This window comes from Amycolatopsis sp. NPDC058986 (genome assembly GCF_042741125.1).
Classification (GTDB): Bacteria; Actinomycetota; Actinomycetes; order Mycobacteriales; family Pseudonocardiaceae; genus Amycolatopsis.
Genome location: NZ_JBHYJW010000005.1, coordinates 101,325 through 122,954 on the forward strand (window position 1 = coordinate 101,325; position 21,630 = coordinate 122,954).

The window sequence follows — 21,630 nt, forward strand, 5'->3', positions numbered from 1 at the left end:
GGGTTGAAGTCAACCCCCGGCGTTCACCGGGACGACGCGAGCGAGCCCGGCAACCCGGCAGGCGCGCGGTCCCCCGTGGAATCGCCGACGAGCAGCATCGCGGCCTGACGCCGGTCGAGGCTCAGCGTGCCGGTCTCCGTGCGGACCTCGACCCGGTGCGCGTCCGGCGCGAACTCCAGCTCGGCGCCGGGCACGATCCCCGCGTCCCGCAGGGCGCGCAGAAACGCGATGTCCTCCTGGATCCGCTCGCTGATCCGGTACAACCGCGCCCGGCCACCGGGCACGGCTTCGGACAGCGCGCGCACCCCGCCCGGTACCCGCGCCGGCTCGACGGCGGCGTCGAACTCCGCGAGGCCGGGAATCGGCGCGCCGTAAGGGCTGTACCGCGGCTTGCCGCACAGGTCGAAGATGCGGCGCTCCGCCTCCTCGGACATCACGTGCTCCCAGCGGCACGCCTCGATGTGCACCGTGGCCCAGTCCAGCCCGATCACACGCTCCAGCAGCACTTCGGCGAGCCGGTGCTTGCGCATCACCCGCACCGCGCGGCGCCGTCCCTGTTCGGAAAGCACGAGATGCCGGTCGTCGTCCAGTTCGAGCAGACCGTCCCGTTCCAGGCGGGAGACGGTCTGGCTCACGGTCGGCGGGCTCTGGCCGAGGCGGTCGGCGATGCGGGCGCGCAGCGGGACGACGCCGTCCTCCTCCAGCTCGTAGGCCGCCTTGAGGTACATCTCGGTGGTGTCGATCAACCCTTCCGCAGTCATCTGCCGAGACTGCCACTTCGAGTTAACTTGAGGTCAAGCGAATTTCTTCGATTGTCAAGCCTCCGAACGGCTTGGCTCCGGGAGGACGACGCTCGCGCGGAAGTGCGGGCATTCATGCGACGCGTCCTCCTGTCCGCACAGGAGCAGATGGCGCAGGTAGGTCCGCGCGGAGATCAGCCGATCCATCTGGTCCTCGAGCACCTCGATCCGCGCGGCCACGGTTTCCCGCCAGTCGCGGTCCGCGGCGGCACTCGCCTGCACGGCGGCGATGTCGTCGAGGCTCAGCCGCCCGACGTCACGCCACAACCGGATCTGGGCGACACGGTACAACTGGTCGCGGTCGTAGTAACGCCAGCCGGAACGCCGGTGCGAGGTGATCAGCCCCCGGCGCTCCCAGTAGTGCAGTGTCGACGCGGGGAGACCGAAGTGACGCGCGACTTCACTGATCGAGACATGCTCCATCACCCCATTGGACCCCAAGCCGGACTGATTTTGCAAGGTTAGGCTAACCTAAACACGCAAGACTGTCGTACCGCTCCCGTACGCTTCGGCCATGGGACGGATCGTGCTGTCGATGTCCATGTCGCTCGACGGTTTCTTCGAGGGGCCGGGCGGCGACATCAGCTGGCATCGGGTCGACGAGGAACTGCACAGCCACTTCAACGACGAACTCCGGGCGATGGGCGCGTTCCTGGACGGCCGGGTCGTCCACGAGCTGATGGCCGCGTACTGGCCGACCGCCGACGCCGATCCGGCGAGCACGGGCGCGGAGGCCGAGTTCGCGGGAATCTGGCGCGAAATGCCGAAGTACGTGTTCTCCCGGACGCTGGAGCGGGCCGACTGGAACACCACGATCGTGCGGGAGGTCGTCCCCGAGGACATCCTCGCGCTCAAGGCACGCACGAGCGGCGATCTCGCGCTCGGTGGCCCGAATCTGGCCGCGACGTTCCGGCGGCACGGACTGATCGACGAGTACCGCGTCTACGTCCACCCCGTCGTCCTCGGCGACGGCAAGCCGTTGTTCCCCGCTTCGGAGACACCCGAAGACCTGGAACTCACCGAGACCCGGTCCTTCGGCAACGGAGTCGTCCTCCTCCGCTACCGCGTCACACCCCGGCGGCCTCCTTCTTGATCTGCTCGAACTGCGCGGCCATGGCCTCGGACAACGCCTTCGCGGCCGACAGCGGCCGGACCATGACCATGAAGTCGTCGATCAGGCCCGCCTCGTCGGTGTGCAGGAAATCGCAGCCGGTGATCTCCTTGCCGTCCACAGTGGCCTGGAAGACCAGCGCGTGGTCGGCGCCGTCGGCGATCTCGCGGACGTAGCGGAAATCCTCGAACACCCGGAACACCGCGCGCAGGATCGCCGCGGTGATCGGCTTGCCCTGGTACGGCTTGAACGCCACCGGACTGGTGAACACGACGTCCTCGGCCAGCAGCGCGGCGACGGCCTCGTGGTCACCGGCTTCGACGGCCACGCGGAAGGGATACGTCCTCGTAGTCATAAAATTGACTATACTTCGATATGAGTAGGAGACAAGGGAGGCCGTGACGGGATGGCTCTGCGACACGCCGTACTGGCCGCGCTGCTGGACGGGGAGTACAGCGGCTACCAGCTGACCAAGGCGTTCGACGTCGGTGTCGCCAACTTCTGGCACGCGCAGCCCCAGCAGCTCTACCTGGAGCTGGCGAAGCTGGAGAAGGACGGCCTGGTCACCGGCCGTCAGGTCATTCAGGAGACCCGGCCGAACAAGCGGCTCTTCACGGTCACCGACGCGGGCGTGGCCGAGTTGCAGCGGTTCGCCGCCGCGCCCGCCAAGCCGTCGTTCATCCGCGACGATCTGATGGTCAAGGTGCAAGCCGCCGACGCGGTCGACACCACCGAGGTGATCCGACAATTGGAGGAGCGGATCCAGCTCGCCGACGCCAAGATCGAGGTCTTCGACAAGCTCCTGCGCCGGATGCGCGGGAAGCGCGACGAGGAGACGTTCCTGCGCGAGGGCGATCGGGTCGGGCCGTACCTGACCTGCCTGCGCGGGCGCCGGTTCGAAGCCGAACACCGCGCCTGGTGCGTCCGGGTCGCGGCGGTGCTGCGCGCGAGAGCCGCGAACTGACCGCCGCTCAGCGATCCGTCAGGTCGTCGGTGGCCTCCTTGCCCGCCGCGGTGGCACGGCGGAGGAAACCGGCGAGCAGTTCGAGTTCGCGCTCGGAGTACTCGGCGCACAGCTCGTCCAGCGCGCTGTTCATGCCCGCGTAGAGCCCGAAGAGCTCCGCGTTGCGGTCCCGTACCGCGCGGACCGTGACGGCCCGGCGGTCGGCCGCGTCCGGATCCCGTTCCCGCACGACCCAGCCGCCGCGCTGCAGCCGGTCCAGGATCCCGGTCACCGTCGCCGGATGCAGCCCGGCCAGCCGGGCCAGCACGCTCGGGCTCAGCGGGCCGTGCGCGCCGATCAGCTCGAGGCAGTCCAGGTCGACGTCCTTGAGTTCCAGCCGCGTGCCGACCTGGTGGTTGAGCAGCGAAAGCTGGCTGCGCAGTTCCCGCAGCGACTCCTTCACGGCCACTGTGGACCGTCGCCGCCGCGCGGCGGCCGACCGGGGAGAAGATGTGGAACTCATCTGATGTGCTCTCCGTAATTTCCGGGTTTCATGTCCAGCGTAGCGGGCACGGATCCGGCACGGACGGCCCGTCGGTTACTCAGCGCGTCTGTCGGAATACCGACACGGCGGAATCCCGCCTCCCCATAATTGGTCCAGACCACGTAGCGTCGGAGGAACACGCTTTCCGGGAGGCCGTCAATGAAGACGACGATTCGCCGCATCCGCCGAGCGGCCGCGCTGACCGCGGGCGCGGTACTGCTGCCCGCCGCGGCGGTGCTCGCGGGCGAGCAGTTCGCGGGCGCGGCCACCAGTGCTTCCGCGAGCTTCGCCACAGTGTCCACATGGGATTCCGGTTACACCGGCAAGTACACCGTCACAGCGGGTTCGGCCGCACTGACGAGCTGGAAGCTGGAGTTCGACCTGCCGAGGGGAAGCGCAGTCGGCACGTATTGGGACGCCCTGCTCACCCCGGGCGGAAGCCACTACGTCTTCACCAACCGCGAGTACAACGGCACGGTCGCGGCCGGCGCGGCGGCATCGTTCGGCTTCACCGTTTCCGGCACCGGAAGCCCGCTGAACTGCACCCTCAACGGACAGCCGTGCACCGGCACCCCATCACCGACGACCACTCCCCCGACGACCGCCCCCACCACGAGCACACCACCGACCACCACGACTCCGCCGGGCCCGTCCACCGGCGGGCTGACGGCCGCGCCGTACTACATGCCGCTCGACAACGACCCGCAGGACATCGGCGCCGCCATCGCGGCCAGCGGGCAGAAGAGCTACATCCTCGCGTTCGTGCTGGCACCCGACGGCGGCGGCTGCACACCGGTGTGGGACGGCAACGCCGCGCAGCCGGTCGCCTCCGACACCGTGGTGGCGGGGAAAGTGGCCCAGATCCGCCAGGCGGGCGGCGACGTCTCGGTGTCCTTCGGCGGTTACAACGGCCGCGAACTCGGCGCGGCCTGTGGTGACGCGGCCTCGCTGGCGAACGCGTACCAGCAGGTCATCACCAAGTACTCGCTCACCCACATCGACCTCGACATCGAGGGCGACGACCTCGGCGACGTCGCGGGCGAGACGAAACGTTTCCAGGCGGTCAAGACGCTCAAGGAACACAACCCGGACCTGCACGTGACGCTCACGCTGCCGACCACCACGGTCGGGCTGTCCGGCCTCGGCAAGGACGAGATCCAGCGGGCGCGGGACATCGGCGCGCAGATCGACCTCTACAAGATCATGGCCTTCGACTACGGCGGCCCCGGCGGCAGCATGGCCGCCGACGTCCAGAAGGTCATGGAGCAGGTACACGGCCAGCTCCGCACCCTGCGGCCGGATCTCGACGACGCCGGCGTCTACGCCCGCACCGGGCTGATCCTGATGAACGGGCACACCGACCAGCCGAGCGAGCTGTTCACCGCCGACACCTTCCGCACCCTGCTCGGCTACGTCCAGCAACACCGGCTCGGCCGGTTCTCCTTCTGGTCGCTCAACCGCGACCGCGAGTGCACCCGGCCCACCGGCTGGGTCGACGGCAAGTGCAGCAGCGTGTCCCAGCAGCCCTACGACTTCAGCAAGATCGTCGCCCAGTACCAGAGTTGATTCCTTCTCAGTGTCGACAAGGAGAACGATGTCCAGGAAAAGATGGCACCTGTTCGGGCTGCTGCTGGCCGCGGGCACGCTCGGTGCGGGGCTCGTGGTGGCCCCGGCGAGCGCGGCGGGCAGTGTGACCGCGGCGTTCAGCAAGGGCTCCGACTGGGGTGCCGGCTATGAGGGCAAGTACACGATCAGTAACGGCTCGCCGGCCCCGGTCTCCTCGTGGACCGTGGAATTCGACCTCGCCGCCGGGCAGAAGATCGCGTCGCTCTGGGACGGCAGCTACACCACGAGCGGCCAGCACGTCACCGTGAAGAGCACCTGGAACGGCAACGTCGCGACCGGCGCGTCGGTGAGTTTCGGCTTCAACGTCCAGTATTCCGGCACCTACAGCGCGCCCAGCGGCTGCAAGGTCAACGGCGGCTCCTGCGACGGCGGCACGACCCCGCCCACCACCACGACGGCACCCACCACCCCGACCACCGTGCCGACGACACCGACCACCCCGCCGACGACCACGACTCCACCGGATCCCGGCGGCCTCAAGAACGTCGGCTACTTCGTGCAATGGGGCGTCTACGGCCGCAACTACCACGTCAAGAACATCGAGACCAGCGGGTCGGCCTCGAAGCTGACGCACATCAACTACGCCTTCGGCAACGTCAAGAACGGTTCGTGCTCCGCGAACGACGACACCTACGCCGACTACGACAAGTTCTACGACGCCGGGTCCAGTGTGGACGGTGTGGCGGACACCTGGGACAACGGCGCGCTGCGCGGGAACTTCAACCAGCTGCGCAAGCTGAAGAAGATGCACCCCGGGCTCAAGGTGATCTGGTCGTTCGGCGGCTGGACCTGGTCCGGCGGCTTCGGCCAGGCGGCGCAGAACCCGGCCGCGTTCGCGCAGTCCTGCTACAACCTGCTCAAGGACCCGCGCTGGGCGGACATCTGGGACGGCATCGACATCGACTGGGAGTACCCGAACGCGTGCGGCCTCAGCTGTGACACCAGCGGTCCCGACGCCTACAAGAACCTGCTCGGCGCACTGCGCGCGAAGTTCGGCTCCTCCTTCCTGGTCACCTCGGCGATCACCGCGGACGCGAGCAACGGCGGCAAGATGGACGTGACCGACTACGGCGGCGCGGCGCAGTACCTCGACTGGTTCAACGTGATGACGTACGACTTCTTCGGTGGCTGGGACGCGAAGGGCCCGACGGCACCGCACTCGCCGTTGACCGCCTACGACGGCATCCCGAAGGCCGGGTTCAACACCGACGCGGCCATCCAGAAGCTGAAGTCGAAGGGTGTCCCGGCGAGCAAACTGTTGCTGGGCGTCGGGTTCTACGGCCGCGGCTGGACCGGCGTCACCCAGGACGCGCCCGGCGGCACCGCCACCGGCCCCGCGCCCGGCACCTACGAGGCGGGCATCGAGGACTACAAGGTGCTCAAGAACAGCTGCCCGTCCACCGGAACCGTCGCGGGCACCGCGTACGCCAAGTGCGGCAGCAACTGGTGGAGCTACGACACCCCGGCGACGATCGGCGGCAAGACGCGTTACGTGAAGGAGCAGGGTCTCGGCGGCGCGTTCTTCTGGGAACTCACCGGCGACACCACGAACGGCGAACTCATCAGCGCCCTCCGGGGCGGACTGTCCTGAAAGGACTCATGATGATACGCAAGCGATTACTCGGGAAGGCTCGGTCCTCGATGAGCCTGGCCGCGACGGCGGCCGTGCTCGGAGCCGCCCTCGTCGCGGCACCCGCGGCGTCCGCCGCCCCGGCGGCCGCCGGGAACGGCGCGCCGTACCTGTTCCTCGGCTGGGGCAACCCGCCGAGCGCGACATCGGTGATGAGCGCGACCGGGGTCAAGTGGTTCACGATGGCGTTCGTGCTGGCCTCCGGCGGCTGCAACCCGGCGTGGGACGGCAACCGGCCGCTCACCGGCGGGGTGGACGCGCGGACCATCAAATCCATCCAGGGCGCGGGCGGGCAGGTCGTGCCGTCGTTCGGTGGCTGGAGCGGCAACAAGCTCGGCCCGAACTGCCGTGACGCGGCGTCGCTCGCCGCCGCGTACCAGAAGGTGATCAGCGCCTACGGGCTCAAGGCGATCGACATCGACATCGAGAACACCGACGAGTTCGAGAACGCGGCCGTGCAGGACCGCGTCCTCGGCGCGCTGAAGATCGTCAAGGCCGGCAACCCCGGTATCCGGACGATCCTCACCTTCGGCACGACCACCGCGGGCCCGAACTCGTGGGGCAACCGGCTCGTCGAACAGGCCAAGGCGCTCAACGCCGGTGTCGACGTCTTCACCATCATGCCGTTCGACTTCGGTGGTGGCGCGGACATGTACGGCAACACCGTCAAGGCCACGACCGCGCTGAAGGACAAGCTGAAGTCCGTGTTCGGCTGGTCGGACGCGACGGCGTTCAGCCACGTCGGTATCTCCGGCATGAACGGCCTGTCCGATCAGCAGGAGCTGACGAGCGTGGAGACCTGGACCCGGATCACGAACTGGGCCAAGGCGAACGGGCTGGCGCGGCTGTCGTTCTGGGCGGTCAACCGCGATCGTCCCTGCCCCGGCGGTGGCGTGCAGTCGACCTGCAGCGGCATCGCCCAGAAGGACTGGGACTTCACCAGGGTGACCGCCGGGTTCTGACCCCCGACCCACCGGCCGGTCACGGTGCCGGTGCCATCACCCGACGATGGCACCGGCACCCTTTTCGTGGCCTCAGGGTTCGAGCAGTCCGCGGCGGGCGGCCTGGAGCCCCGCCTGGAACCGGGTCCGCGCGCCGAGCGCGTCCATCAGCCTGCGGACCCGGCGTTCCACGGTGCGCTGCGCGACGCCGAGCTTGCGCCCGATCGCCTGGTCGGTCAGTCCCGCGGCGAGCAGCACGAGCAGCCGCTGGTCCTCCTCGCCCGTCCCGGCGCGGCCGTTCTCCGGCCACAGCGGGCTCGCCCGCTCCCACAGCAGGTCGAACAGCGCCACCAGCCCGCTCACCACGGTCGCCGACGACACCACCACCGCCTGGTGCCCGCTCGCGGGCTCCGCGAAGACGAGCCCGATCCGGCCGTCCGCGACCACCAGCCGGACCGGCGGCGCGGGCAGCATCCGCGCCTGCTCCCCCGCCTCCGGCTCGTGCGGCGCCGACGGCCGGGCGGGTTCGCCCTCCTCGTAGAGCGTCCGGGTGCGCACGCCGCGGGCCCGCGCCTCCCGCTGGAGCTGCCGGTGCGTTTCCAGCGGCACGACCGCGTCCGGTGACCGGCGGACGACGAGCAGGTCCGTCCTGGCGACCTGGTGCAGCTGCCGGTACCGCTGCGCCGCGGCACCGCGGTCGCGGATCACCTGCCGGACCGGCCCCTGTTCCAGCCGCAGCCGCGCGCCGAAGGACGCGCCGGACAGCCGCGCCTGCTCGATCTCCGCCCGGCGCCGCTGCGCGAGGATCTCCACCGCGATGTCCGGCGGCGAGGCGACGATCAGCGCAGGGCGCCCGGTCGTCCTGGTCAGCATTCCCTTGCCCGCCAGCGAGGCCACCAGCGGCCGCAGCCTGCCCGCCGTCATCCCGGTCAGCTCCGCCAGCCGGGTGAAGGTGACCTCGGGATGCCGCAGGAGGACCTCGTAGACCCGCTGCTCGGCGCCGCTGACGCCGAGACTCTCCAGCGTCATCGCCGTGCCCCTTCCCACGTCCGGCCCGCTGACCAAGCACGGTCATCGTTGCCCGAAGGTCCAGACCAAAACAACCTTCGTCCGTAGGGGATCGGCCCAGCGGCGGATCCGGCGCCGCTAACGGTCGGCGCGGCGCAGCGAATACGGCGGAACGGCGCAACCGCGCAGCGCTTCCTCGTCCATTGTGGACGGTGTGATCCTGCCCGCGCGGAGATGGCCGACAGCGCGGCCGACCGGGTCGTCGACGTGGTCGGCGCGGCCGGTGAGGAAAGCCCATTCGTGCTCGTCGGAGCCGTGGTAGAGCACCGACCCGAACACCTCGTGGAAACGCCGCCACGAGGCGAGCAGGGTCTCGTTGCGCCACAACGTCGGGCAGCCCGCCTGGCTGGTCACCACGCCGCCTTCGGCGAGCAGACCGGCGCAGCGGGTCAGGAAGTCCGTGCCGTACAAGCGGTTGTGCTGGGCGGCGGGGTCGGCGTTCTCGTCCGGCAGGTCGATGACGACGACGTCGTAGCGTTCGCCCCGCTCCTGTGCTTCTGCGAGGAACTCCCAGCCGTCGCGGTAGTGCATCCGCACCGGGCCGTCGCCGCGTTCGGCCCGCTCCAGCTCGGCGGGCGTGTACCCGTAGGGCAGGTGCCCGGCGCAGGCCCGGACGGTCTGGGCGTCGATGTCCACGTGGTCGACCAGTTCCGCGCCCGCGGCCAGCGCGAGTTCGCACACCACGCCCTCACTCGACCCGATGACCAGCACCCGGCGGACCCGCTCGGCGAGCAGCAGCGCGGGCACCATCAGCGCCTCGTGGTAGACGAGCTGACTGGCCTCGGTGCTCTGCCGTTCGTTGTCGCAGAAGAGCGAGACGCCCTGCGCGGTCCGTCCGATCAGGACGTCCTGGAAGTCGGTGCGCCCGGCGAAGAGCACCTCGCCGACCTGCCACACCCTGGTCAGGCCGGTGCCGACCGGTTCGGTGATCTCGGGCATTCAGCGTTCCCCTCGCAGGACGGTGGACAGTTCGAGCGTCGCGGCGTCGAGCGCCTTGGCGAACAGCCGGACGGCGTGCTCGGGATCGGCGCGGTCCCCGCAGGTGAACACGTCGACGAACATCGCGCCGATCTCCGGGTAGCTGTGCACCGACGCGTGGGATTCGGCGAGCATCGCGACCACGGTGACGCCCTGCGGCACGAACCGCTGGGCCACCACGTCGCACACCGTGGCGCCCGCCTCGGTCACCGCGGCGACCAGCAGCTCGCGCAGCCGGTCCGGATCGTCGAGCAGCGCGGCGTCGATCCCGCCCAGCTCTGCGAGCACGTGCCTGCCCGCGAAGCGGCCGACCTGCCCCGGCTCAGCCGTCATCCCCGTACCTCCCCACACAGTAGGTCCGCAGTGGTGCGATGCCGTTGAAGGCGACCGAGGCGTAGCTGGCGGTGTAGGCACCGGCCGCGAGCACGTCGAAGCGGTCACCCGCCCGCAGCGTCAACGGCAGTTCGTACCGGGTGCGCTGGTAGAGGACGTCGTCGCCGTCGCAGGTGGGCCCCGCGAGGATCACCGGGCCCGACGGCCCGCCGCGGTCGTCCAACGGCTCGAAGCGGTACGCGATCGCCTCGTTCTCCGCCTCGGCCAGCCCGTTGTAGCGGCCGATGTCGAGGTAGACCCACCGCCGCTCGTCGGTCGCGGAACGACGCGCGACGAGCACGACCTCGGTGCGCAGCACCCCGGCCTCGGCGACGAGCACCCGCCCCGGTTCCATGGTCAGTTCCGGCACGCCGTCCGGGAAATGCGCCCGCAAGGCGTCGCCGATCTTCGCCGCGTACTCCGCCAGCGTGGGCACGTCCGAGCGGTAGGCGACGGCGAATCCGCCCCCGAGGTTCAGCCGGTCCATCGCCACACCCGCCGCCGCGGCCTCCGCGAACAGCTTCGCCGCGGTCGCGACGCCGATCTCCCACGCGGACGGATCCGGCTGCTGCGAGCCGACGTGGAACGCCAGGCCCGGCCGGAGTCCGAGGTCCGCGGCGCGCAGCACGAGGTCGAGCGCGGCCGAAGGTTCGCAGCCGAACTTGCGGCCGAACGGCGTCACCGAGTCCGGCGCGTCGAGCAGGACCCGGACCGATACCGCCGAACCCGGCGCGTGCCGGGCGAGATTTTCGACGTCGCTCTCCGCGTCGGTGGTGAATTCACGCACGCCGTGCTCGTACGCGAAGGCGATGTCGGCGGGTTTCTTGATCGTGTTCCCGTAGGCCAGTTTCGCCGGGTCCGCTCCCCTTTCGAGGCACAGCGCGATCTCCCCCGGCGAGGCGACGTCGAAACCCGCCCCGGCCGCGACCAGCGCGTCGACCACTGGAGGCGCCGGATTGGCCTTCACCGCATAACGGATCCGGGCGCCGGGAAACGCCGTCGCGAACTCCTCCGCCCGCGCGGCGACCACGTCGGTGTCGACGACGAGGCACGGCGTCGGCGGCTCGCGCTCGTCGAAGAAGCGCCGGATCAGACTGGTGGACACCGCCCCAGCCTCTCAGGTGCGTCGCCCGAACCGGCGACCCCCTCGGCGACACGGGCCGGGACCGGCCCCGGCACCCCGCTCCCCTCGCTACGCTGTCGTGGTGCCAGAACAACCCCATACCGCCACCGGGACATGACCGCCGCCGTGTCCGGCCCCGAGGCCGGGCTGCCGCCGTATGCCATCGTGGCCCTGGCGTCCTCGGCAGGCGGAATCACCGCGCTCGGGCGGGTGCTCAGCGGCTTCGCCGACGGCTTCCCGGTGCCGGTGGTGCTCGTCCAGCACCTCGACCGCAGGCACAAGACGATCATCGCGGAGGTCCTCGGCCGCCGGGCGAAGCTCCCGGTGCGGCTGGCGGAGGCCGGTGAGCAGGCGAAGCCGGGGACGGTGTACATCGCTCCCCCGGACAAGCACCTGCTCGTCGAGCCCGGCGGGCAGCTGACCCTGTCCAACAGCGAGCTCGTCCATTTCCTGCGCCCGTCGGCCGATCTGCTCTTCGAATCGGTCGCCGGAACCTACGGGCAACGCGCGCTCGCGTGTGTGCTGACCGGGACCGGCGCCGACGGGGCGATGGGTGCGTCGGCGGTCAAATCCCGTGGCGGTACGGTGATCGCCCAAGACCCCGAGACCGCCGAATTCCGGGGCATGCCGGAGGCCGCCGTCGAGGCGGGCGCGGTCGACTTCGTGCTCCAGCTCGACGAGATCGCCCCCGTGATCCGCGGGCTCGTCGAAGCGAGGATGTCATGACCGAGCCGGACAACACCGTCACCCCGAACGCCGCCGGTGACGAGTTGGAGGCCCTGCTGGCCTTCATCCGCGACTCGCGCGGCTTCGATTTCACCGGTTACAAGCGCACCAGCCTCACCCGCCGCGTCCGGAAGCGGATGGCGGAGGTGGGAATCGACAGCTACACCGACTACCGCGACCGGCTGGAGGCCAGCAGCGAGGAGTTCGGCTTCCTGTTCAACACGATCCTGATCAACGTCACCAGCTTCTTCCGGGACACCGAGGCCTGGTCGGTCCTCCAGCGCGAAGTGGTCCCCGGCATCCTGGCGAACATCGAGGCCGGCGAAGAGATCCGGGTGTGGAGCGCGGGCTGCGCCAGCGGCGAGGAGGCGTACTCGCTGGCGATCCTGTTCGCCGAGGCGCTGGGCGTCCAGGAATGCGTGAAACGGCTCAAGATCTACGGCACCGACGTCGACGAAGAGGCGTTGCGCGACGCGCGGGCGGGGCTTTACTCGTCCAGGGCACTGGAAGCACTGCCGGAGGACCTGCGGAACAAGTACTTCGAGCCGAACGGCATGCTCCACGCGTTCCGGCCCGATCTGCGCCGCCGGGTGATCTTCGGCCGCCACGACATCACCCGCGACGCGCCGATCTCCCGGCTGGACCTCCTGGTGTGCCGCAATACCTTGATGTACTTCAACGTCGAGGCGCAGACGCAGATCATCGACCGGTTCCACTTCGCGCTGCGCGAAGCGGCGTACCTCTTCCTCGGCAAGGCCGAGATGCTCCTGTCGAACGGCGACCGGTTCAAGGTCGTCAACATGCGCCAGCGGATCTTCCAGCGGCGTACCGGCGAAGCCGCCACGATGTACCGCACCACGCCGGTCAAGCTGGAGGCCGGGGTCACGATCGACCCCGACGACGTCCGCAAGAAACGGCAGCTGCGCGAGCTGGCGATGGAGGCCATGCCGATCGCCATGCTCGGGATCGACACCGACGGCACCGTCATCATGGCGAACAGCGCGATGCGATCCCTGTTCGGCCTCACCACGCGCGACGTCGGCAGGCCGTTCCGCGATCTCGAGGTGTCCTACCGGCCGATCGAACTACGCTCGCTGATCGAACAGGCCTATACCGAGCACCGCGTCGTCCGCGTCGACTCCATCGAACGCCGGATCGACACCAACGAGGTGCAGTACCTCGATATCCACATCCAGCCGTTGTGGGGCAGCGACGCGAACGGTGCCGGGGTCGTGGTCACCTTCCACGACTCCACCGCCATCACGCAGCTGCAGCGAAACGTCAAGCGGCAGCGGGAAGAGCTGGAGACCGCCCGCGAGGAGCTGCAGTCCACCAACGAAGAACTCGAAACCACCAACGAAGAACTCCAGTCCAGCATCGAGGAACTGGAGACGACCAACGAAGAGCTCCAGTCCACCAACGAAGAACTCGAAACCACCAACGAAGAACTCCAGTCCGGCAACGAGGAACTGGAGACGATGAACGAGGAGATGCGCGCCCGCACCGACGAACTCGACGAGGCCCGCACCTTCCTGGAGGGCGTGCTGTCCAGCGTCGCCGCGGGCGTGGTGGTGATCGACGCGGATCTGTTCGTCCGGAGCTGGAACAAGGGCGCCGAGGAACTCTGGGGCCTGCGCTCGGAAGAAGTGGTCGGCCAGGTGTTCTTCAGTCTCGACTTCGGGCTGCCGACCGCGTCGCTGCGCGAGACCGTCCAGCAGTGCACGCAAAGCGGCAAACGGGCGGTCCCGCAGCAGATCGAGGCCGTCAACCGGATCGGACGGCACATCACCTGCACGGTGACCTGTTCACCGCTGGACTCCGACAACGACGGCGTGGTGCTCCTGATGGAGGACACCTACCGGGGCTGACCGCCCCGCGAGACCCGTTTCCGGCGCGGTGCGAGATCGGCGATGAGGTCGTAGCCGGACAGTTTCCCGTCGATCGCGGCCTTCGCCACGTCGTTCAGCGGCAGGTTGTGCCGCCGCGCGTAGGCACGGAGGATGTCGAACGCCTCGCCCGGTGGCACGCCGAGCCGGACGGCGACCGCCCCCTTCGCCTGCTCGACCAGCACGCGGCTGGTGAGCGCGTACTGGAGCTGGCTCGACGTCCTGGTGCTGTCCCGCAGCATCCGGTTGTGCAGGATGCCGGTGGTCGCGACGGAGACCACGGCGCCTGCCGAGCGGATCTCGGTTCCGGTGACCGTGCTGCCGAGCGGGCTGAGCACGCAGAGGCTGCCGACCACGCTTTCCCCGTGCCGCAAGGACATCGTGGAAACCGAGGCGAATCCGTGCTTCCGCGCCGCCGGGGCGTAGCGAGGCCACTTCGTGTCGGCGAGGCCGAGCACGTCGTTGACCAGGTCCTTCCCGCCGCGCTGGCTGGATGTGCACGGACCTTCGGTGACGTCGGCCTCCAGCGCCAGCAGCTCACCCAGCCGCCGGGTACTCGCCACGGTCGTGCGTACCGTTCCGCCGGCGTCCGCGAGCCGGAGCCCCGGCTCACCCGGCTCCAGCAGCTCCGCCAGCCTCGCGGTGACGGTGTGGGCGTACTCGGCCTCGTCGAAATCGGCATCGACGGTGTCCGCCAGGTCCACCAGGGCCTCGGCCAGCCACCTTTCCCGGTCGTTCAACACCCGGCCCTTCAGTCACCGCCATCAAGGCGTGTCCGTTCATCGTGCTTACGATCCGCCCCGCAGGGGTACCTTGAACAGGTGCCAGAGCCAGAGGCCACACACGCGGTCATCACCAGGCTATGGCTTGAGGTCGCCCGTGAACAGCAACGCGCCACCAGAGCAGGCGCGCTTGCCGCACATTATGAGAAACTGGCCGTCCACGATCTTGCTTCGTTACGAGGTCTCCGCGAACGGATGGCGGCCCTGCACCGCCGGACGGAGCAACGGCACCGGACCTCGGCCGAGCTCCAGGCGTTCCACGCCGAGAAGCTGCGTTCCTGGCTCGACGCGCCGTCAGGGGCGGGGGGAAGGCCCGTGTTCGCCGCGGCCCTCCGAGCGGCACTCGGTAACGCCAGCATCCTGGTCACCCTGCTCGACGACCAGAACCAGGTCGCGTTGTCGACGACCTCGGGCCACGACGCCCTGGTAGCCCGCGACGCCGAGTTCGTCGCGGGAGAAGGCCCGGCCACCGACGCCGGCATCAGCGGCGGCACCGTCACGGCCGTCGACGACATGCTGACCACCCGGTGGCCGCATTACGCACCCGCCGTGCGGCGAGCCGGGGTACGTGCCGTTCTCGCGGTGCCGTTGCAGCAGCCCATCACCTGCGTCGGGGCGTTGTGCATCCTGGAGCGGAAACCGGTCATCGCCGACACACTCGCGATGGCCACGGACCGGGTCGCCGACGCGCTCGCCCGGACGGTCCTGTTGCCCTCGCCGCAGGCGCCGGAGGTGAGTGACCCGCTTCGGCTGTTCACCGAGACCTCGTACCAGGACGTGGTCCATCAGGCCGCGGGCATGCTGTCGGTCCGTCACGGCTGCTCTCCCGACGACGCCATTGCGCTGCTGCGAGCGCGAGCGTTCGCCGACGGCACGTTCATCGAAGAACTGGCACGCCGCGAGGTACGGGACGGGACCGGGCTCGACTGAGGCGCGTTGACCGGGCCCCGTATTTGGCGTTAACGTGACTAACATGAAATCGGCGAGGCCCTACACGATGCGGGCCAGGGCGGCGGGCGCCGAACAGACCAGGGCACGCGTCCTCGACGCCGCCGCGAAGCTCATGAGCGAACGGCTGCGTTCCGACATCCGCCTCGACGACGTCGCGGGGAACGCCGGGGTCACCGTGCAGACGGTGCTCCGCGTCTTCGGCAGCAAACAGAAACTGTTCGCCGCCGCGCTCGATCACGTGGTCGCGGACATGGCCGCCGAACTCAGGCAGGCCGAGCCCGGCGACGTCGCGGGCTCGGTGCGGACCTGGTTCGACCACTACGAGAAGTACGGCGACGTCGTGCTCGGCAACCTCGCCGACGAACGGGATCCGGCCGTGGCACCGATCGTCGAGCTCGGCCGCGAACGCCACCGCGCGCACGTCGAAGCGCAGCTGGCTCCTCTGCTGGCCCGGCATCCGGTGGCGGACCGGCGGCGCGTGGTGGACGCGCTGGTGTGCGTGTGCGACGTCTACACGTGGAAGCTGCTGCGCCGCGATATGGGCCGTTCCCGCGCCGAGGCCGAAGCCACGATGTCGATGATGATCAACGCAGTACTGGGGGGATGATCGAGATGGCCCGGTTCCTGTTCGTCACCTGGGACGGCGCGGGCAACCAGACGCCCGCGCTCGGCCTCGGCGCCGCGCTCGCCGAGCGAGGACACACCGTCGTCTTCGCCGGTTACGCCCACCAACAGTCGCGGTACGAGTCGCTCGGCTTCGGCTTCCGGGTGCTGCGGGGCGCGCAGCGTACGTGGCCGGAGAATCCGCCGTCCGACTGGATGCCGGTGCTCACCGACGTCGTCTGGGCCTGCCCGCGGCACCTCGACGATCTGCCGGAACTCCTTGCCACGGAACGATTCGACGGGCTGGTGATCGACTGTCTGATGTTCGGCGCGCTGGCCGCCGCCGAACGCCTCGGCATCCCGGCCACCGTGCTCGTGCACAGCGCGCCCGGTGCGCTCGTGCCACCCGGCGGCGGTATGGACGCCCTCGCGCTCGACGCGGTCAACGACGTCCGCGCGCACGCGGATCTCCCTGCGGTACAAGCACTTTGGGACACCTGGCGGCCGTTTCGCGCGGTGTGCACCAGCGTCCCCGCGCTGCATCCGATCGCGGCGGACGTGCCCGCCTCCTGCGAGTTCGTCGGCCCGGTCTTCGCGCCGCACACCCCGCGTGGCCGGGAGCGGCCGTGGTCCCCCGACGACGAACGACCGTTGGTGCTGGTGAGTTTTTCGACCGGGCTGGCGTGGGACCAACGCTCACGCATCGCGCGGACCGTGACCGCGCTGGCCGACGGCGGGCACCGCGTCGTCGTCACCACGGGGATGACCGGAGCGGACGACCTGCCTGCCGACCCCGACGTGCTCTACACCCGGTTCCTCCCCCACGCCGAAATCCTGCCGGAGGTCGCGGTGACCGTGACCCACGCCGGGCACGGCACGATCGCCGCCTCCCTCGCCCACGGCGTCCCCGTGGTGTGCCTGCCCAACGCCGCCGCGGACCAGCCTTTGCTGGCCGCGCAGGTCGCCCGGCTCGGGGCGGGGCTCGCGCTCGACGGCGACACCGCCACCCCGGTGGAGATCGCCGAGGCCGTCCGCACCGTGCTCACCGACCGGTCCTACGCTGACAATGCGGCGCGGCTGGCCAAGATCATCGACGCCTTCCCCGGCGCCGACGGGACCGCCGACCGGCTGGAGTCGCTCGCTTCCCCTGTCCGGTGAGCCAGGCGGTGGTTCAGTCCTGCAGCGCCAGCTTGGCCAGTTCCTCGTCGAAGTCGAACCACCGCGACTCCTGGCCGACCGGCACCTTTTCGTAGGTTCGGTCGAGGAAGGCCGCCAGTTCCTGGGCGGGCGCCTCCAGTACCGCGGCGCCGTCCGGCGAGTTCAGCTCCATGATGGCCAGGGACTTGTCGGCGGCCGGGCTCACCCGGACGTCACCCTCGCCCGTCGGCGCGAGCAGACCGTCGGCGAGCAGATCGCGCCCGAAGATCCAGCGGACGACGTTCGTTCCGGCGTGAAGGATCGCGACGATCGCGTACGGGTCTTCGGTGTCGTGTTCCAGCTCGACGGGGACCGGCAGCGGGCTCGCCCCGAACGTCCGGAGCCCGAACTCGATCCGCGCCTGGGTGACGCTGTGCTTTTCGGCCATGATGCGGTGCACCCCTCTGTGCCGCGGGAGATGTGTTGATCTTGCTATACACATAACGCACGGTAAGTCACTTGGCGATCCCTCTTGAAAATCTTTCACACGTTAGGGGCAAGGTTCTGCCCGTTCTCCTCACCCACAGGCGACACAATTATGACCGCCGTCACAAATTCGGGTAACGCGGATGATGGGCCCTCAAGCGGTGGACAGGACGATCGTCTCGGTCGGCGACGACCGGCCGGTCGCGCGGTCTTCCAGCAGCGTGATCCCGGCCGCGATCCGCCGGAACGCGGCACCGGTGCCGGGCTTTCCCTGAGCGTCCGCCTCGCAGGCGAGACACAGCGCCCCGATCCGGATCGCGGTCGCCGTGGGGGTGTTCAGCGGCTGACGGCGGGCGAAGATCGGCCTGGCGAGCCGTTCCAGCCGGGGCGCCACGTCCTGGGCCCAGGCCGAGCATCCGCCACCGACGGTCAGCTCGGCACACCCCTGCCAGGTCTCGTGCCCCAGCGAATCCGGCGAAACGATCTCCTCGGTGCTAGCCAGGCCGGTCACAGCCGCCAGCGCGCGGTCGAAGTCCGCTTGGAACCGCTGTCCGTCACCAGTCCGCGAAGCTCCGGAGTCCCGCAGTGCCCGCGACAGCGCGTGCGCGAGCGCCCGCCCGACGATGTCTTCCAGGTGCCGATCGAGTTCGGGCGCCGGCAGCGGGCTGCGGTCGGCCCCGCGGACCCGGTCGAGCGCGAGCACCCCGTCGAGGGTGAGTTGGAGGTCCAGTTCCAGGGCGTGGTCGAGATCCAGGTCGACGGTTTTGGCCAGATTGCGGGCATATTCGCGATCCCGGTCGAGGGCGCGGTCGAGATCGTGCACCATGGCGCGGTCGCGGTCGTGCACCCGCTCCCGGTCCCGCTCCCGGCCACGGGCGGCGTCGAACGCCCGCGCCAGCGCCAGATCGAGCGCCAGTGCGAGGTCGACGGACCGGATCCGCGCGAGGTCGCGGAGCCGGGCGAGGTCGAGTGCCCTGGCGTGGTCGACCTCCAGATCCACCATCCTGGCCAGGTCGAAGGCGTGCGCGAGGGCCGGATCCAGTGCCTTGGCCAGCCCGGGATCGCGGACCTGGGCGAGCGCGAGATCCGCCGCGCGGGCGAGACCGTGGACCAGCTCCCCGGCGAGGTTCCGCGCCCTGATGCCCGCCACCGTGCGCTTGAGGTCGAATTCGAGGGCCCGCAGGACGACCAGTGACCGGATCAGCAGCAGCCGGGCCAGGGTCGGCGCCGAATCGGCCCAGTCCTTGCCGACCCGTTCGCCCAGTGTCCCGGTGTCCACTGTGTACGGATGCCTGCCTTGCCCCGGCGTCCACAACCGCGGCCCGGAACCGTTCTGGTCGTACCAGACACTCAGCGCGGCCGACGGCTCCGGTTCCGCCGGGTGCAGCGCGCGCTGCACGGCCGGATCGCCGATCTCGGTACTCGTGGGCAGCCGGTAGGCCGGTTCACCGCCGACGATGTCGTTGACCCAGCCGACGAAGGCGAGCGCGTCGGTGCCGCGCACCCCGACCACCGGCGCGTCCGAGCCGGGCTGGAACGGCCGCGGGTCGTCGGGCAGATCGTGCCCGGTGTCGGACAGGAACAGCCGGTAGATGTCCGAGGTGATCGGCTGCGGGCAGATCCGGGCCGTGGCGGCGGGGATGAGCCGCCGCAGATGCCGGGTGATCAGGACGTCCGCCATCAGCTTGCGGCGCCGGGGATCGGTGCCGGAATCGTAGGCGGAGCGCAGCAGCCGGTCCAGCCGGTCCCGCAGTTCCGGGTCGATCTCGCGGGCCTGCTCCGCGCAGTCGAAGGCCAGCGCCAGCGCGTGGACGCTGTCCGAGGCCAGGCAGGCCTGGATGATCGCGTCGGAGTCCGACCGGGCGGCGTACAGGAGGATGCTCTCCCGCCACCAGCCGTCCTCGACGGTGCCGGGCAGCAGGCCGGTCAGCCCCTTGTCCCGGATGTGCGCGGCCGCCAGGTACTCCTGGAAAGTGTGGTGGGCGAAGGAATACAGGCCGTTCTCGCGCTCGACCAGCAGCCCCTCCGAGCCGACGCCGGTGAGGAACTCCGCCGCCGAAAGTCCCCTGGCCACCCGGCGCAGCGCGGGTTTGATCGAGGCGATGACCTCGTCTCTCGGCAGGTCCCGCACCCGGCGTTCCATCATGTCGAACGCGAGCCGCCGCAACAGGAACTCCGTCTGGTCCCCGCCCAGTTCGATCGGCAGCTTCTTGGCGCCCCGCCGCCGCCAGAGCATCACCTCGCAGATTTCGCTGTACAGCTCGGCCCGGCTGCCGGGCAGCGCGCCACGGTAGTGGTGCACATTGGTGATCATCGTCAGCAGCAGTGGATTGACCGTCAGTTCGTACAGCCAGGGGGAATCCCGCAGCCGGTCGAGCAGATCGTCCGCGGCCGAGGCGGCGCGCCGCTCGGCCTCCAGCGGGTCGGAGCCGGCGCTGTGCCGCTCGACCGAGCCGCACCAGGCACGCACGAACCGGGCCACCTGCTCGTCGGTGAAGCGGCGCACCTGCAGGACGGTGGCGCCGGCGATCTCGGCCGACTGGTAGCCCCGCGGCCGGGAGGTGATCACGAAGTCGTTGCCGGGGTACTGCCCGATCAGCCGCTCGACCCAGTCCGCCACGGCGCGGCGGTCCTCGCGACGCGCCACCTCGTCCAGCCCGTCGAGCAGCACCACGCATTCGCCGTCGCGCAGCTTCTGCTCGAACCAGCCCTCCGGCTCGTCGGCGCGGTACCGGCCGAGGGTGCGGCGCGCCAGCTCCGCGAGCGACACGTCCGGATCGGAGATCATCTCGGCCGCGTGGTCGCGGAGGAACAACAGGATCGGGACCGCGCGCCGCCGCCTGCCGCCGGACCGGCAGACCAGCCGCGCCGTGTAGCGCAGCAGCGTGGTCTTCCCGCTGCCCGCGGCGCCGACCACCGCCAGCACCCGGGACGCCGGATGGTCCAGGAAGTTCCACAGCTGGTACCGCTCGGTCACCCCGGCGGGCACGTCCCCCAGCGGATCGGCCGCGACCTGGTGCGGGCTGCGCGGCGCCAGGCCGACGTCGACGAAGACCTCGTCGAGCTGAGGTGTGTAGGGCCCGATGGTCGTCAATCCCTTGAGATCGACGAACCGCAGGCTGCCCAGCACGAATTCGCGGTATCGCCGGTCGAAGCGGAACAAGCGGCGCCACAGCGGCTGGTCGAGCCGGGTAACCAGCCGTTCGCGCCACCGTTTCACCAGATCGTCGGCGACCCCACCGGCGAACGCGACGACCGCCAGCACGCCCTCGTAGATGACCAGCAGCAGCCCGGCGAGCACCGGCCTGCCCGCCGCCCAGGCGGGCCAGGCACCCGCCACCGCGGACGGCGGTCCGATCGTCAGCGCGAGCCAGCCGAGGCGCCCCGCCCACTTGCCCGACTCAGCCAACCGCCACGCCTTCCTCATCCGAAAAGGGGAAGGCCAGGATAACCGGCGAATGCGGCGCGGAAGTGCTCATTTGCGCAATTCACGAACACGCGCGAGGGCGATTACGACATTCGAGTGAGCCCGCTGGTCCGTTTATTCCCCGAGCGGGCAAGATCGCTACGGGATCACCCCTCGTGTGGGCGAATTCGTCGTCATGGCGGGAAAAATGGACCAACGTCGACGATCGCCGGAACATTTTCTCCGGATGTGACCCGAAATGACGATCAAGAGTCTTTCCCGCTCGCATTCACCGTCGGGATCCGGTCGCCAGTGAACAAAACCCGACGGCAAGAATGCCCTGCCGGGCACCGTCCCTGTCTGTGAAGGCCCCCTTCACAGCGCCCGGCCCGGCTCCACCGTGATCCCTTTGTCGGGGAGCCCCCCGTGGGGGGGTCGAACCCGGGCAGCGGGGGGGGTGGGGCCAAACCGCGCCGCCCCCCGCGGGCGGGCGAAAAAACAAAAGAGACAAAACACG

The 21,630-nt window shown here is 69.8% G+C and carries 21 protein-coding genes; 10 read left to right on the top strand and 11 right to left on the bottom strand.

Going from position 1 to position 21,630, the window contains the following annotated elements; genetic code table 11:
• Positions 1-23 precede the first annotated feature (23 nt).
• On the bottom strand, positions 24-761 hold the full coding sequence (locus ACFW0G_RS06835) for a metal-dependent transcriptional regulator (RefSeq protein ID WP_378323845.1): 738 nt from the start codon (positions 759-761) through the stop codon (positions 24-26).
• A gap of 54 nt (positions 762-815) precedes the next feature.
• Positions 816-1,223, bottom strand: a complete 408-nt coding sequence (locus ACFW0G_RS06840) for a MerR family transcriptional regulator (protein WP_378323846.1) — start codon at positions 1,221-1,223, stop codon at positions 816-818.
• Between the two features lie 91 nt (positions 1,224-1,314).
• Between ACFW0G_RS06840 and ACFW0G_RS06845 the strand changes: the two genes are divergently transcribed.
• On the top strand, positions 1,315-1,893 hold the full coding sequence (locus tag ACFW0G_RS06845; protein WP_378323847.1) for a dihydrofolate reductase family protein: 579 nt from the start codon (positions 1,315-1,317) through the stop codon (positions 1,891-1,893).
• Here the strand turns inward: ACFW0G_RS06845 and ACFW0G_RS06850 are convergent.
• On the bottom strand, positions 1,868-2,266 hold the full coding sequence (locus ACFW0G_RS06850; RefSeq protein ID WP_378323848.1) for a nuclear transport factor 2 family protein: 399 nt from the start codon (positions 2,264-2,266) through the stop codon (positions 1,868-1,870). The two genes, ACFW0G_RS06845 and ACFW0G_RS06850, sit on opposite strands and share 26 nt — an antisense overlap.
• A gap of 51 nt (positions 2,267-2,317) precedes the next feature.
• On the opposite strand from ACFW0G_RS06850, the gene ACFW0G_RS06855 reads away from it, so the two are divergent.
• Positions 2,318-2,875 carry a PadR family transcriptional regulator gene (locus ACFW0G_RS06855; protein ID WP_378323849.1) on the top strand — a complete coding sequence of 186 codons (558 nt, stop codon included), beginning with the start codon at positions 2,318-2,320 and terminating at the stop codon, positions 2,873-2,875.
• 7 nt (positions 2,876-2,882) lie between these two features.
• On the opposite strand, the gene ACFW0G_RS06860 is transcribed toward ACFW0G_RS06855, so the two are convergent.
• Positions 2,883-3,377 (bottom strand): MarR family transcriptional regulator, encoded by a 495-nt coding sequence (locus ACFW0G_RS06860; RefSeq protein ID WP_378323850.1) that lies wholly within the window; start codon positions 3,375-3,377, stop codon positions 2,883-2,885.
• Between the two features lie 180 nt (positions 3,378-3,557).
• Between ACFW0G_RS06860 and ACFW0G_RS06865 the strand changes: the two genes are divergently transcribed.
• The 3 genes from ACFW0G_RS06865 to ACFW0G_RS06875 are packed head-to-tail and all read left to right on the top strand — an operon-like array spanning position 3,558 to position 7,616.
• The gene (locus ACFW0G_RS06865) at positions 3,558-4,964 is read left to right on the top strand and encodes a cellulose binding domain-containing protein (protein ID WP_378323851.1); all 1,407 of its coding nucleotides are present in this window, start codon (positions 3,558-3,560) and stop codon (positions 4,962-4,964) included.
• Between the two features lie 28 nt (positions 4,965-4,992).
• Complete coding sequence (locus ACFW0G_RS06870; protein ID WP_378323852.1) at positions 4,993-6,615, top strand: glycosyl hydrolase family 18 protein; 1,623 nt, start codon at positions 4,993-4,995, stop codon at positions 6,613-6,615.
• A gap of 8 nt (positions 6,616-6,623) precedes the next feature.
• Positions 6,624-7,616, top strand: a complete 993-nt coding sequence (locus tag ACFW0G_RS06875) for a chitinase (RefSeq protein WP_378323853.1) — start codon at positions 6,624-6,626, stop codon at positions 7,614-7,616.
• 72 nt (positions 7,617-7,688) lie between these two features.
• Here the strand turns inward: ACFW0G_RS06875 and ACFW0G_RS06880 are convergent, their stop codons facing one another.
• The 4 genes from ACFW0G_RS06880 to ACFW0G_RS06895 all read right to left on the bottom strand — a co-directional run bounded on the left by ACFW0G_RS06880 (position 7,689) and on the right by ACFW0G_RS06895 (position 11,118).
• The gene (locus ACFW0G_RS06880; RefSeq protein WP_378323854.1) at positions 7,689-8,624 is read right to left on the bottom strand and encodes a helix-turn-helix domain-containing protein; all 936 of its coding nucleotides are present in this window, start codon (positions 8,622-8,624) and stop codon (positions 7,689-7,691) included.
• A 117-nt stretch (positions 8,625-8,741) separates the two neighbouring features.
• Positions 8,742-9,602, bottom strand: coding sequence for a spermidine synthase (locus ACFW0G_RS06885; RefSeq protein WP_378323856.1), 861 nt, complete (start codon positions 9,600-9,602; stop codon positions 8,742-8,744).
• Positions 9,603-9,974 carry an adenosylmethionine decarboxylase gene (speD, locus tag ACFW0G_RS06890; RefSeq protein ID WP_378323857.1) on the bottom strand — a complete coding sequence of 124 codons (372 nt, stop codon included), beginning with the start codon at positions 9,972-9,974 and terminating at the stop codon, positions 9,603-9,605.
• A complete protein-coding gene (locus ACFW0G_RS06895; RefSeq protein WP_378323858.1) occupies positions 9,964-11,118 on the bottom strand; it encodes a type III PLP-dependent enzyme in 1,155 nt (384 codons plus the stop codon). Before ACFW0G_RS06895 ends, speD begins: the two co-directional genes overlap by 11 nt.
• Before the next feature lie 132 nt (positions 11,119-11,250).
• Between ACFW0G_RS06895 and ACFW0G_RS06900 the strand changes: the two genes are divergently transcribed.
• Both ACFW0G_RS06900 and ACFW0G_RS06905 read left to right on the top strand, forming a co-directional pair.
• Positions 11,251-11,862, top strand: coding sequence for a chemotaxis protein CheB (locus ACFW0G_RS06900; RefSeq protein ID WP_378323859.1), 612 nt, complete (start codon positions 11,251-11,253; stop codon positions 11,860-11,862).
• Entirely contained in the window at positions 11,859-13,730 is a 1,872-nt protein-coding gene (locus ACFW0G_RS06905) for a CheR family methyltransferase (RefSeq protein WP_378323860.1), read from the top strand. Before ACFW0G_RS06900 ends, ACFW0G_RS06905 begins: the two co-directional genes overlap by 4 nt.
• Here ACFW0G_RS06905 and ACFW0G_RS06910 read toward each other — a convergent pair.
• On the bottom strand, positions 13,718-14,488 hold the full coding sequence (locus ACFW0G_RS06910; RefSeq protein WP_378323862.1) for an ANTAR domain-containing protein: 771 nt from the start codon (positions 14,486-14,488) through the stop codon (positions 13,718-13,720). The genes ACFW0G_RS06905 and ACFW0G_RS06910 overlap by 13 nt on opposite strands.
• Before the next feature lie 81 nt (positions 14,489-14,569).
• Here ACFW0G_RS06910 and ACFW0G_RS06915 point away from each other — a divergent pair, with 81 nt between their 5' ends.
• Genes ACFW0G_RS06915 through ACFW0G_RS06925 form a run of 3 tightly spaced genes read left to right on the top strand, consistent with a single transcriptional unit; the run spans position 14,570 to position 17,242 of the window.
• A complete protein-coding gene (locus ACFW0G_RS06915) occupies positions 14,570-15,460 on the top strand; it encodes an ANTAR domain-containing protein (RefSeq protein ID WP_378323864.1) in 891 nt (296 codons plus the stop codon).
• A gap of 43 nt (positions 15,461-15,503) precedes the next feature.
• Positions 15,504-16,088 (top strand): TetR/AcrR family transcriptional regulator, encoded by a 585-nt coding sequence (locus ACFW0G_RS06920; RefSeq protein WP_378323865.1) that lies wholly within the window; start codon positions 15,504-15,506, stop codon positions 16,086-16,088.
• Complete coding sequence (locus ACFW0G_RS06925; protein ID WP_378323866.1) at positions 16,085-17,242, top strand: glycosyltransferase; 1,158 nt, start codon at positions 16,085-16,087, stop codon at positions 17,240-17,242. Before ACFW0G_RS06920 ends, ACFW0G_RS06925 begins: the two co-directional genes overlap by 4 nt.
• A gap of 13 nt (positions 17,243-17,255) precedes the next feature.
• Here ACFW0G_RS06925 and ACFW0G_RS06930 read toward each other — a convergent pair whose 3' ends face one another.
• Positions 17,256-17,669 (bottom strand): SsgA family sporulation/cell division regulator, encoded by a 414-nt coding sequence (locus ACFW0G_RS06930; protein ID WP_378323867.1) that lies wholly within the window; start codon positions 17,667-17,669, stop codon positions 17,256-17,258.
• A gap of 192 nt (positions 17,670-17,861) precedes the next feature.
• Complete coding sequence (locus ACFW0G_RS06935) at positions 17,862-21,134, bottom strand: NACHT domain-containing protein (RefSeq protein WP_378323868.1); 3,273 nt, start codon at positions 21,132-21,134, stop codon at positions 17,862-17,864.
• Positions 21,135-21,630: the final 496 nt, after the last annotated feature.